Below are 12,630 nucleotides of genomic sequence, written 5' to 3'. Positions count from 1 at the left end.
TTAGGATACGACGTTTATTTCCTTCGATTTATGTCGTACTCTAAGCAATTATCAGTACCGTACCTTGTGAACATTTGCGGTCAACACAACCCAGGAGACATTGCTTGACCGATAACCAGACTACCTCCCCATTGAATCGCATCGTTTTCTTTACTGCCTCTGGGTGTATTTTGTTATTGCTGACGGGCGCCTTGCTGGCACCGGAACAGGCGGAGCAGTTGTTTAGTTACGTACAGGCAGGCATTGTTGACAATGGCAGTTGGTTTTATGTCATGACGGTAGCCATCATCCTTACCAGCACGCTGTTTCTGGGCCTGTCCCGTTATGGCGAAATCAAGCTCGGCCCCGATCACGCCAGCCCCGACTATCCTTACATCACCTGGCTGTCCATGCTGTTTGCGGCCGGCATGGGGATCGGTCTGATGTTCTTCGGCGTGGCAGAGCCCCTGATGCACTATCTTTCACCACCGACGGCCACAGCAGGCACAGTGGATGCTGTGCGTGAAGCCATGAAAATGACGTTTTTCCACTGGGGGCTGCACGCCTGGGCAATTTATGCCGTGGTGGCACTGATCCTGGCGTATTTCAGTTTTCGTCTCGATTTACCCCTGACGCTACGTTCCGCACTGTTTCCAATCATCGGCAATAAAATCTACGGCTGGCCCGGTCACCTGGTCGATATCTTTGCGGTGATCAGTACCGTGTTCGGTGTGGCAACATCGCTGGGTATTGGCGTGCTGCAAATCAACGCCGGCCTCAACTACCTGCTCGACGTGCCAGAAAGTCTGGCCACCCAGATCAGCCTCATCATCGGTATCACCTTGCTGGCGGTGATTTCGGTGGTGTCCGGTCTGGACAAAGGCATTCGCCGCTTGTCGGAACTCAACATGGCACTTGCGGTGGGACTGCTGCTGTTGGTTCTGATCATGGGGCCAACCGTGTTCCTGCTAACGGCATTGATGCAAAACACCGGCGCGTACCTGTCCGACATTGTCCGCAATACGTTCAATCTGTTTGCCTATCAGAAAACCGACTGGCTGGGCGGATGGACGATTTTTTATTGGGGCTGGTGGTTAGCCTGGGCGCCGTTTGTCGGCGTATTCATTGCCCGCATTTCCCGAGGCCGCACGTTGCGCGAATTCCTGATGGGCGTGTTGTTTGTACCCAGCGCCTTTACCCTGGTATGGATGACCTTCTTTGGCAATAGCGCCATCGACATGGTGTTTAACCACGGCAACGAGCAATTGGGCAGTCTGGCGAATGACAACACCCCGGTGGCATTATTCCTGTTCCTTGAACAGTTCCCATGGTCTTCACTGTTGTCGGTGATTGCTATTGCCATGGTGGTTGTGTTTTTCGTGACTTCGTGTGATTCCGGCGCCATGGTGGTCGACATGCTGTGCTCCAACGGTAATAACAACACCCCTCTGTGGCAGCGTATTTATTGGGCCAGCAGCGTCGGGCTGGTCGCGGCAATCCTATTACTGGCAGGTGGCCTTAACGCCCTGCAAACCATGACCATCGCCAGTGCATTACCCTTCGCCATCGTTTTGCTGCTCGCCCTTTTCGGATTATTTAAGGCCCTGCGGGTTGAAGCGTACAAACGGGAAAGCCTTGCCTTTAGTCCACTCTCGATCACCGGCGGTCAACATCAGGAAAGCTGGAAAGAGCGGCTGCATACCATTGTCGATTATCCCAGTCTCCAGACCGTGTCGCGGTTCATCAACACCACAGTGAAAAACAGCTGTTTGTCCTTTGCCGAGGAACTGCAGGGACACCATTTCGAATGCACTGTCAGTGAGGTTGAAAACGGCATTTTGCTGACGGTATCACATGGTGATCAGCCACATTTTGAATATGCCGTGTATTGTGTCGTGCATCAGCAACCGGAATTCGCCCACGGAGATCAACCGACACTGGACTCCGCAGATGATCAGACATACTATCGTGCCGAAGTTCACTTGTCCGAAGGCGGGCAGAACTACGACATCATGGGATGGTCAAAAACGGCGGTCATCAATGACATCGTTGATCAATACCATAAACATTTGCACTTTCTGCATTTACTGCAATGAGTCCCGGCGAGGACCTTTCAGGAAAACGAACATTGAAAAAAGATGAAGAATTGCTGGTTGCACTGCGTAAGGTGATCCGTGCCATCGATATGCGCTCCAAACAGCTGAATAAAGAAGTTGGCCTGACCGGGCCTCAATTGCTGGTGTTGCAGGAGATTGGCCGCGAACCGGGGTTTATGGTTCGCCAGATAGCGGAGAAAATTAATCTCAGTCCGGCAACGGTGACCAGCATCCTCGATCGACTCGAAGCGCGTGAACTGGTCAAACGGATCCGTAGCACCGAAGACAAGCGTCGAGTGGGGGTTTTCCTCAGTGAAACAGGACAGCAAGCCCTGAATGATGCCCCTTTGCCGTTACAGGAGCATTTCATCAACCGCTTTAATGATCTGGCCGAATGGGAACAAAGCCAGATGGTCGCAACGATGCAGCGTATTGCCAGCATGATGGACGCGGAAAAAATTGATGCCGCACCGGTGCTTGAAGTGGGCAGCATCGACGGAAAAAACCTGCTCTAATCTTTTTCTTGGTGGGGATAGGCAAGATGGCGAGGGTCAAGAAGACCGCGCAGTTCCTCACTCGATAGATCGGTCATCGCCTCAGCCACTTCAATGATGGGGCGTCCTTCTGCCATTGCCTGTTGAGCAATCCTGGCGGCCTGATCATAACCAATCCGTCGATTCAACGCCGTCACCAGCATCGGGTTGAGATTGACCTGATGTGACAGAGCCTCGCGATTGACGGTAATATCGGCCAGCGCTTTGACCTGCAAATGCTCACACCCATTCGCCAGCAAATGCATACTGCGCAGCAGATTGGCGGCCATCAACGGCAGCATCACATTGAGTTGAAAGTTGCCCGACTGACCTGCCACCGTCATCGTACAATGATTGCCCATGACCTGTGCGCATACCATCGCTACCGCTTCCGGTATCACCGGGTTAACTTTACCCGGCATAATGCTGCTGCCCGCTTGCAGTTTGTGCAGTTGTAACTCTCCCAGTCCACTGTTTGGGCCGCTGTTCATCCAGCGTAAATCATTACACAATTTCATCAGAGTGACCGCCAGGGTGTTGAGTTGCCCGCTCAACTCCACGGCAGTATCCTGCGCCGAAATGGCAACAAATGGATTGGGATGAGGGGTAATATCCAGCCCGCTGAGTTCACTCAGTCGTTGGCAGGCAAGATGGGCAAATTCCGGATGGGCGTTGATCCCGGTGCCCACCGCGGTTCCGCCCAAAGCCAGTTGATGGAGACGCGGGGTTACCGCCTGCAACCGGGCAATCCCCGCGTGCAGCTGTGCCGCCCAGGCGGAAAACTCCTGGCCCAGACTGATCGGCATGGCATCCATGAGATGGGTTCGACCGGTTTTGATCACATCCTGATACTGTCTGGCCAGGGCCTCTAATTGACCAGCCAATCCATGTACAGCCGGAATAACACGTTGCTGCAACTCAATGGCCGCACTCAGGTGTATGGCACTGGGGATCACATCGTTGGAGCTCTGGCCCATATTGACATGATCATTGGGGTGTACGGTGTCATCCATCTCGCGACTGGCCAATGTGGCAATCACTTCATTGGCATTCATGTTAGTGCTGGTGCCTGAGCCGGTTTGAAACACATCCAGCGGAAACTGCGCATCCCAATCTCCGTTGGCTACCTGCAACGCACTGCGGGCAATCCATTGCGCATGCTCTGCAGGTAACAGTCCCAACTCGCCGTTGGCCCAGGCGGCTGCGCTTTTAATCCAGCCGAGCGCCCGTAAAAAAGGCCTCGGCAGGGTCTCTCCACTGAGTGTGAAGTTCTGCAATGCCAATTGGGTTTGTTCGCCGTACAACGGCGCGGTACTTTTGCTTCTGTCAGTCATCGATGTCTATTGCTGGCGAGCCCAGGGCACAATCCCCCCGGCCAGCAGGATATCCCGTTGCCGTTGCGACAACGACAAGTCTAGTTCAATGACGTTGTCTGTGCCGTCAATACGGGCCTTCAGCGGCTTTTGTTGAGCAATGGCTTCCCTGACATCCGTTAACTCAATGCGCTTTGCGTCTTGCAAGGTCTGATGATCTTCATCATTGGCGCATACCAGCGGTAACACTCCAAAGTTGACCAGATTCTGGAAATGGATGCGGGCAAAACTCCGTGCTATTACCGCCTGTAAGCCAAGATAGCGAGGCGCCAGCGCCGCGTGCTCGCGGCTTGAGCCCTGCCCGTAGTTGGCGCCGCCGACAATCGCATGTCCACCTTCAGATTTGTGTTGCATGGCTCGCTGCACATAATCCGGGTCGACCGCATGGTAGGTATATTCTGCAATCTTGGGGATGTTGCTGCGATAGGGCAACACTTCCGCACCTGCCGGAAGTATCTCGTCGGTCGAAACATCATCGCCGACTTTCAGCAAAACAGGAATGTCCAGTGTATCCCCCACCGGTTCGCTGTCCGGCAATGGCGCGATGTTGGGCCCACGCTCAATGGCGGTCGGGATCACACCTTCGACGGGGGCATCAAACGCGGTTGTCTCCACATCCAGATTGCGCGGTACATCAAAGGTCGGATAGGCCATGTCCATGCTACGGGGATCGGTAATTTCCCCCGCCAATGCAGAGGCCGTCGCCGTTTCCGGTGAACACAGCCACACACGGTCATCTGCCGTGCCTGAACGACCTGGAAAGTTGCGTGGGGTTGTGCGCAGGCTATTGGTTTTGGTGGCTGGCGCCTGCCCCATGCCAATACAACCGTTGCACCCGGCCTGGTGCAATCGCGCACCGCCCGAAATCAAATGGCTCAAATGCTTGTCGTCAGACAGTTGCTGCAACACGTCCCGACTGCTGGGGTTGATATCAAAAGAGACACTGGACGGTACCCGGCGATGTTTTACCATTTCGGCAGCCACCGCGTAATCCCGATACCCCGGGTTGGCGGATGAACCAATGTAGGCCTGGCCGATAGGCTCTCCCACCACCTCACGTACCGGGACAACGTTGCCGGGGCTGGACGGCTTGGCAATCATCGGTTCCACCTTGCTCAAATCAATGTGCTCATGTTCGTCATAGTCACAGCCTTTGTCAGCGCGTAACTCAACCCACTGGTCGGCGCGATTGACACTGCCCAGATAGCGGCGGGTCACATCATCGGACGGAAAGACCGATGCTGTCGCACCCAGCTCTGCCCCCATGTTGGCGATCACATGACGATCATCCATGCTCAGGGTTGCAACACCGGGCCCATAATACTCAAGCACTTTTCCGACCCCGCCGGATACGCCATGTCGTTGCAGCAGGGTCAGAATGACATCTTTGGCACTGACCCAGTCAGGCAGGTGCCCGGTCAACTCAATGCCCCAGATGTTGGGCATATTGATATACACAGGATTCCCTGCCATCGCCATGGCAACATCGGCACCGCCGGCGCCCATCGCCAACATGCCCATGCAGCCGTTGGCACAGGTGTGACTGTCTGACCCGATCAAAACTTTGCCGGGTATAGCGAAGCGCTGCATGTGCAATGGGTGACTGATACCGTTACCAGGACGACTGAACCAGACACCAAAGCGCTGCGCCGCCTGGCGCAAATAAGCGTGGTCATCAGGGTTTTTGTGATCTTCCTGGATAAGGTTGTGGTCGACATACTGGGCAGATACTTCCGTCTTTACCCGGTCTAGCCCCATGGCTTCCAGTGTCAGCATCACCAGCGTACCGGTGGCATCCTGACAAAGGGTTTGGTCTACAGTCAGGCCTATGCTCTCACCCGGGGCAGCCTGTCCTTGGGTTAAATGCGAATGAATCAGTTGTTGCGCCACATTACGGGCCATGTTTCCTCCTCAATTCTCGCGAATGTGCTGAGCGTATGGCCGCATGGCTGTCAAAAATCACTGTGTAAACATGCCCATGCGGCATGCACCTTTCACAATATTATTTGTGTTCTAATTTATTATTTCAACCCCAAATCAAACAAGATGACGATATAGGATTTTTTTGCTGTTATTTTTCAATTACTTAATCAAATCACGGCTCCAGACAAATATCCTCATATTAATTTGAGTTCAGTTTATTTTATTATCGCCTCGTGCAGTAAACTGTGCAGTAACAAATTGGCTCCACGTTCAATGTCCTGCCAGTGGGTCCACTCATCCGGCGCGTGAGATATTCCACCAACGCTGGGGACAAAAATCATGCCTGCACGAGTGACCCGGGCCATATGTTGCGCATCATGACCCGCGCCACTGGGCATCACCAAATATTCGCAACCACTGTCTTTTGCACGCTGGGCGATGCTGTCGATCAGCGTCGGGTGCATGGGTTGAGGATCCAGCCAGCTCATCTGTTCAAATTCAAACATCAGGTTGTGTTTACGTGCGATGGCAGAACATACCCGTCGACAGGCATCAGCCACGGCTTTCATGACGTCATTGTCGACATCCCGTCCCACCAGCGTAAACTCCGCTTCCCCCGGTACCGTATGTGCCTGGCCGGGTTTCAGCTCGACCTTGCCGACCGTGAGGCGGGTTTTATCAGTTCCCTCTTCATCAATGATGCGGGGAATTTCATGGGCAAAGTCGGCCAGGCCCATAAACGCATCACTGCGTAAATCCATCGGCGCGGTGCCGGCATGATTTGATTTACCAATCAGTCGCACGATCCACTTAAACACACCGGATATGGATTCGACGACCCCAATCGATGCACCTTGTTTTTCAAGCACCGGTCCCTGCTCAATGTGCAGTTCAATGTAGGCGTGAAAGTAGCCCGGCTCTTTATTCACTTTCAAGGCATCCATCGGTTCGAAGCCACAACGGCGCATTTCTTCGTGCAGATACACATTATTGACATCGTGTGCCGACATCAGCCACTGGGGCGTAATATCACCGATCAGAGCCTGCACCCCCATCATGCCGCCGAACCGTCCTTCCTCCTCGGCAAACGCATACACTTCCAGAGGATGCTCCAACGTCAGCCCTTGCTCCTTGATCACGCGCAGACATTCAATCCCCGCCAAAACGCCGAGGGTGCCATCGAACATCCCGCCGTCGATCACAGAGTCAATGTGCGACCCTGTTGCAACGACCTTGTTGGCAGGCGCCTTATCAATGCGACACACCACATTGCCGGCACCGTCCATTTCAGCGTGTAAACCCGCCTCACTGCATCGCTCCAGCAACCAATGCCGGGCTTGCATATCGGTGTCGGTAAACCCCAACCGGGTAACCCCCCGTGTATCCGGGTTGTAACCGATTTGAAACAAGTCTGTGAGATCGTCTTGCAAACGTGACAGATTAATGTGCGGATAATCGGCCATAACAGCTCCTCGGTTTTCAACTAAAATTGAATATAGTTCAAATTGTTGTTAGTGTGATTTTCACGCTGCGATAAAAGGTGAATCGGGTGAACCCAAGAATCATCTACATGCTGTTGGTCCTACTCTTAATAGCGCTTAGCGGCAATTCCGTGAGCGCTACGCAGGTGCGTGAAGGCTACATCAGCCTGAATGTTAACAATAAGAACTCAATGTATGAACGGTTAACTTTATTACCCAAGCAACACAATGCCGTCATCACCTATACCTACCCTTTGCACCAACAGGATCTCGCCTTTGTGTCGGGTTTACCCGATGGCGAGTATCAGCCCGTATTGCAAGCAAAAGATGGCAGCACACAGTCATTACCGCCGTTTACGGTAAAGCACTATCCACTGTGGCAGGCAGGTGGCCTGTTCATTCTCGGTCTTGCCGTGTTTGTTGCACTGCTTGTCACCCTGTTTAATTACCAACGCAGCGAAGACTGAACATGCAAGCCGTCCAAATCGACAGTACATCTGCCCTGCTTATTCTGTGTGCCTTTGGTGTTGCCTGGCTCGCCTGGGGATGGTATCTGGGGCGGAAGAACAAAACCCTGGACGATTTTGCTCTGGCCGGCAGAAACGTTGGTTTTGCCCTGGCAACCGCAACGGCAATGGCGACCTGGATCACCAGTAACACCACCTTGGTGGCCCCACAGCTAACCCTGCAATTCGGTGTCTGGGGCATGTTGGGATACAGCATGGCGGCGCTGGGGTTGTTACTGTTCGCCCCATTGGCAGAGCGGATCCGCAAACTGATGCCCCATGGTTTCACCAGTGGTGACTTTATTCTGGCGCGCTATGGCCGCGCCGCCTGGGCGGTGTTTATCATCATTTCGCTGTGCTATGCCCTGGGATGGCTGGTCAGTCTGAGCATGGCTGGGGGCTTGCTGCTCAGTGCTCTGAGTGATCTCAGCTACCTGACCGGAATGACGGCGATTCTGCTGATCTGTGTGGGATACACCCTGATGGGTGGTTTGCGCGCGGTGATTGCCACTGACTTTGTACAGTCTATTGTGATCATCATCGGTGTGGTGGTGATCGCCGTGGTGTGTATCAACACGGTGAGTTTTGAGACGCTACACACCGAGCTCAGTGCCCGTCAGCCGGAATTGCTCAACCTGCTGTTCCCCGCCGCCATCATGTTTTTCTTCAATAACGTGTTTTTCGGTATTGGCGAGATCTTTCATTCCAATGTCTGGTGGTCCCGTGCATTTGCGTTTGCCCCTGGTATCGGGCGCCGCTCCTACTTTACTGCCGGATTGTTGTGGCTTCCCATTCCGATTGTGACCGGATTCGTGGCACTGGCAGCCGTGACCCTTGGTGTCGTGCCACCCAGCCCGGACATGGTTGGCCCCATGGTGGCAGCGAAACTGCTCGGTGACATCGGCGCCGTATTTGTATTCATAGTGGTGTTCTCCGCATTGGCATCCAGCATGGACTCGCTGCTGGCTGCGACATCGGATTTACTGACCCAGGACGTGTTTCGCAAACTACTGCGCCCGGACAGCGACGATATGTCTTTGCTCAAAGCCAGCAAAGTCATCATTGTCTTGCTGGGACTGGCCACCTGGCTGATTTCTCTGCCTAAACTCGCCACCCTTGGCGCGCTGCTGAATTTCACTGGCGCATTTGTGGCGTCGACTATCTGGCCAATTGTGTACGGTATTTTTGATCGTCGCCTGACCGGGAAGTGGGCCGCTCTGGCAATGACGCTGGGCACCGTGAGCGGTCTTTGCGGCTATTTTCTGGTGGGTTTTTACGTCGCTGCAATTGTGTCATGCAGCGTTTCGCTGTTGGTGTGTCGGGTAGGTCTTGCCCGCGCAACAACCTTGTTTGACTGGCAACAACTGCAGGAGGCTCCCCGTGTACTTAAGTGAGTTAGCATTGACCCTTATCGTCGTGTTGGCGCTTGGCATCACGGTGTGTGTACCACTGTACCTACTGCTGCAATTGTGCCTGGATTTAAAAGGCAAAAGGTTATGGTAAAAGAGGATCTGGAAGCGGTTGTACGATTCGATCAAACCCGCCCGGACGTATACGGATGTGCGCACCCCAAGAACCTGCTGAGGGCGATCATCGAGGACGGTGAGCACCTGGAAAAACTGACCAACAAACACATTTTTTCATCGGATCAGTTTGATCGTGACACCTTGTTGCAGCTGTTCCGTCTGGCCGCCAAATACGAGGCGAATCCGGATCGCTTCAGCTCTTCATTGCAGGGAAAAATACTGATTTCGGCCTTCTATGAGCCCAGTACCCGTACGCGATTATCCTTTGAGAGTGCCTGGCACCGTCTCGGCGGCGACATCATGTCGATCACCGACCGCTCCACTACCGGCATCGCCAAAGGCGAAAGTCTGGCGGACGTGGGCGAAATGTTTAATAACTACGGGGATTGCGTGGTGCTGCGGGACTCCAATGAGCATTCCGTACGGGAGATGATGGGGGCACTACGCATTCCCATTATCAACGCCGGCAACGGTACCGACGAGCATCCGACCCAGGCACTGGCGGATTTATACACCATCCTGAAATGGCGCCCCAACCTGATCAGCGATGACAACCCGGACCCGATCAACATCTGTATCGTCGGCTTGCCGAGTAAAATGCGTACCGTACGCAGTCTGATCAAGCTGTTTTGCATATTCCCTGAAATGATTGGCCGGCTGACCATAGTGAATGATAACCCTGATGAGCAGATGTTTGACGAAGAGCAACGTGAGCAGGTCGAAGAAGCCGGCCTCAATGTGGTGCTACGCCATGAACTCGACCCTGAGCTTCCTCAGGCCGATGTGGTGTATATCAATGCCATTGCCTGGGAGGGCGATTCATTCAATGCCTACGGCAAGGTCTTCCACTTGAATGCAGCGTCTCCGCTGAAGTCTGACGCCATCGTGTTGCACCCACTGGCCCGTGGAGAAGAATTATGTACCAGCCTCGATGACACCTCTCATAACTGGTATTTCGCCCAAGCCCGTGGTGCGGTGTTTCTGCGCCAGGCGTTACTGACCTGTCTGGTGCGACGCGCCGAACGGGTACTCGACATCATTTAAATACGAGGCTTCCGATTTATGTGTGGTATTGCAGGTATTTTTGCCCGTCAACCGGGTGACCCTATCGATTCTCAAACCCTGGTCAACATGGCCGCGATCCAGCACCATCGCGGCCCGGACAATTACGGTTATTGTAACCCAGCAAACATGGGCGTCGGCATGAGCCATGCGCGGCTGTCGATCATTGACCTCGACGAAGACCGTGGCCGCCAGCCATTCTGGCTGCACGGTGGCCACCTGATGTTTGTGCACAATGGTGAGTTTTACGATTATCAGCGTATTCGCACCGACCTCGCGGCCAAAGGCATGCATTTCGAGTCAAAAAGTGATTCGGAAATCGTGCCTCATTTGTATCAGGAACTTGGCATGGCCGGCACCCTTCCCTTGCTGCGGGGTGAGTTTGCCTTTGCGTTGTATGATGATGCCGAGGATGCCCTGTATCTGGTGCGGGACCGATTCGGCATCAAACCGCTGTACTGGACCATCACCGACAACAGCGTGGTGTTTGGCTCGGAAGTCAAAGTGGTACTGGCCCACCCGGACGTCAACGCCGAAATCGACACCCACGGCCTGTTCCACCAGCTTATTCAGGTGATGGTACCAGGCACAACGGCCTTCAAAGGGATCCAACAAGTCGAGCCGGGGCATATGCTAAAAATCACCCGTAACGGCGGCGAGTTTCAGGTCGAAACAACAAAATACTGGGATATGGATTTCCCCCTGGCGGGCACCCGACCTCAGCGCGAGGACGACTATTATGTGCAAGGGGTACGTGACCAGTTAATTGAAGCGGTCAACCTGCGTCTCAACGCCGATGTTCCGGTGGGCTGCTATTTGTCTGGTGGGATTGATTCATGCTCGATTCTCGGTCTGGCGTCAGCGTACCACCAGGATCCGATCAAAGCATTTACCATCAGTTTCGACAATAAAGATTATGATGAAGCCGATATCGCCACCGAGATGGCGCACAGTGTTAAGGCGGATCAAGACATCCTCAACCTTAATGCTGATCTGCTGTATGACAATTTTTCCCGCACCATCTGGCACACTGAACGCACCATTTACAATACCCTGGCGGTGGCAAAGCTGATGATGAGTCAGCACGTAAAACACGTCGACTATAAGGTGGTATTGACCGGTGAGGGGTCTGACGAACTGTTTGCCGGCTATCCGGCGTTTCGCAAGGACATGTTCCTGCACGGCATGGAAGGCCTTGATCCAGAACAGGCCAAAGACTGGCGCGCTGCGCTGGAAAGCAACAATAAGCTTTTCAGTGGTGCGATGCTGCCCAAGGATGAATACAGCTCCAGCGACATCAATGACAAGGTCGGCTTTACCCCTTCCTGCCTGCAACCCTGGTTAGGCTGCAGTGAATACGCACGCCACCTGATCCACCCCAACCGCCGGGACGAAATCGCCGACTATGAACCCGGTAAGGCGATTGCCCACAAACTCGATGCAACCTACCTACAGGATCGTCATCCCCTGGATAAGGCCCAGTATGTGTGGATAAAAACCATGCTTGAAGGCCAAATCCTAACCTGGGGCGGTGACCGTGTGGATATGGCCAACTCCATGGAAGCCCGGCCGGCGTTTCTCGACCACCACCTGGCCGAATTTGCCTGCCAAATTCCACCAGAGATGCGCATCCGGGGTAATAAGGAAAAGTATGTGTTGCGCGAAGCGATGAAAGGCGTTTTGCCGGAGACCCTGTACAAGCGGGAAAAATTTGCCTTTATGGCCCCACCGGCACACACCGACGATGCCAAGTGGCAGAAACTGCGGGCACTATTGAAACGCTATGTGAGTGATGAAAGCCTGGCATCCACCGATCTGATCGATCAGGATTATCTGGCCACACTGATCGCCAAGCAAGAAGATCCAGCGACCCCCGACGCCGATAAAGTACAGATTGACGCCGTGCTCAATCACGTACTGGGTGTCATGTTGCTGCATCATCATTTTATTGCCCAGGATGTCAGTCAGTTGGCTTACGAAAAGGCCCAATCGCTGGGCTGGGTCGTATAGCCGAAAGCGACGCATTAAAGGCAGGGGTCCCTGCCTTTTTTGTGTCAGATTACTTTACAAATTTGTTACAACCGCCTCCGTTAAATATCATAACCAACTGTTTATTATCAATATTTTATTTATGGTGCGTTTTTTGCTGTT

At 53.6% G+C, this 12,630-nt stretch carries 9 protein-coding genes; 6 read left to right on the top strand and 3 right to left on the bottom strand.

Annotated elements, in window-relative coordinates; all coding sequences use genetic code 11:
• Positions 1–104: 104 nt before the first annotated feature.
• On the top strand, positions 105–2,075 hold the full coding sequence (locus LJ739_RS08940; RefSeq protein ID WP_229159567.1) for a BCCT family transporter: 1,971 nt from the start codon (positions 105–107) through the stop codon (positions 2,073–2,075).
• A gap of 32 nt (positions 2,076–2,107) precedes the next feature.
• Positions 2,108–2,590, top strand: coding sequence for a MarR family winged helix-turn-helix transcriptional regulator (locus LJ739_RS08935; protein WP_229159565.1), 483 nt, complete (start codon positions 2,108–2,110; stop codon positions 2,588–2,590).
• Here LJ739_RS08935 and LJ739_RS08930 read toward each other — a convergent pair.
• The 3 genes from LJ739_RS08930 to LJ739_RS08920 form a co-directional block, all read right to left on the bottom strand.
• On the bottom strand, positions 2,587–3,942 hold the full coding sequence (locus LJ739_RS08930; RefSeq protein ID WP_229159563.1) for a class II fumarate hydratase: 1,356 nt from the start codon (positions 3,940–3,942) through the stop codon (positions 2,587–2,589). The genes LJ739_RS08935 and LJ739_RS08930 overlap by 4 nt on opposite strands.
• A 6-nt stretch (positions 3,943–3,948) precedes the next feature.
• Complete coding sequence (locus LJ739_RS08925) at positions 3,949–5,883, bottom strand: aconitate hydratase (protein ID WP_229159561.1); 1,935 nt, start codon at positions 5,881–5,883, stop codon at positions 3,949–3,951.
• 236 nt (positions 5,884–6,119) lie between these two features.
• Positions 6,120–7,367 carry a Zn-dependent hydrolase gene (locus tag LJ739_RS08920; protein WP_229159559.1) on the bottom strand — a complete coding sequence of 416 codons (1,248 nt, stop codon included), beginning with the start codon at positions 7,365–7,367 and terminating at the stop codon, positions 6,120–6,122.
• A 149-nt stretch (positions 7,368–7,516) separates the two neighbouring features.
• Between LJ739_RS08920 and LJ739_RS08915 the strand changes: the two genes are divergently transcribed.
• The 4 genes from LJ739_RS08915 to asnB all read left to right on the top strand — a co-directional run bounded on the left by LJ739_RS08915 (position 7,517) and on the right by asnB (position 12,489).
• Positions 7,517–7,852 carry a hypothetical protein gene (locus tag LJ739_RS08915; protein WP_229159557.1) on the top strand — a complete coding sequence of 112 codons (336 nt, stop codon included), beginning with the start codon at positions 7,517–7,519 and terminating at the stop codon, positions 7,850–7,852.
• A gap of 2 nt (positions 7,853–7,854) precedes the next feature.
• A complete protein-coding gene (locus LJ739_RS08910; protein ID WP_229159555.1) occupies positions 7,855–9,285 on the top strand; it encodes a sodium:solute symporter family transporter in 1,431 nt (476 codons plus the stop codon).
• Between the two features lie 102 nt (positions 9,286–9,387).
• A complete protein-coding gene (locus LJ739_RS08905; RefSeq protein WP_229159553.1) occupies positions 9,388–10,461 on the top strand; it encodes an aspartate/ornithine carbamoyltransferase family protein in 1,074 nt (357 codons plus the stop codon).
• An 18-nt stretch (positions 10,462–10,479) separates the two neighbouring features.
• On the top strand, positions 10,480–12,489 hold the full coding sequence (asnB, locus tag LJ739_RS08900; protein WP_229159551.1) for an asparagine synthase (glutamine-hydrolyzing): 2,010 nt from the start codon (positions 10,480–10,482) through the stop codon (positions 12,487–12,489).
• Positions 12,490–12,630: the final 141 nt, after the last annotated feature.

Source organism: Fluctibacter halophilus, assembly GCF_020687825.1.
In the GTDB taxonomy this organism is placed as follows: domain Bacteria; phylum Pseudomonadota; class Gammaproteobacteria; order Enterobacterales; family Alteromonadaceae; genus Fluctibacter; species Fluctibacter halophilus.
Note: the sequence above shows the minus strand (reverse complement) of the source record. Positions and strands in the feature narration are given on the sequence as shown.

Bases quoted from the DNA above. Each gene is read 5' to 3' on its own strand.
- LJ739_RS08930 (WP_229159563.1), bottom strand. From the start codon at position 3,942: ATGACTGACAGAAGCAAAAGTACCGCGCCGTTGTACGGCGAACAAACC.
- LJ739_RS08925 (WP_229159561.1), bottom strand. From the start codon at position 5,883: ATGGCCCGTAATGTGGCGCAACAACTGATTCATTCGCATTTAACCCAA.
- LJ739_RS08920 (WP_229159559.1), bottom strand. From the start codon at position 7,367: ATGGCCGATTATCCGCACATTAATCTGTCACGTTTGCAAGACGATCTC.
- LJ739_RS08910 (WP_229159555.1), top strand. From the start codon at position 7,855: ATGCAAGCCGTCCAAATCGACAGTACATCTGCCCTGCTTATTCTGTGT.
- LJ739_RS08905 (WP_229159553.1), top strand. From the start codon at position 9,388: ATGGTAAAAGAGGATCTGGAAGCGGTTGTACGATTCGATCAAACCCGC.
- asnB (WP_229159551.1), top strand. From the start codon at position 10,480: ATGTGTGGTATTGCAGGTATTTTTGCCCGTCAACCGGGTGACCCTATC.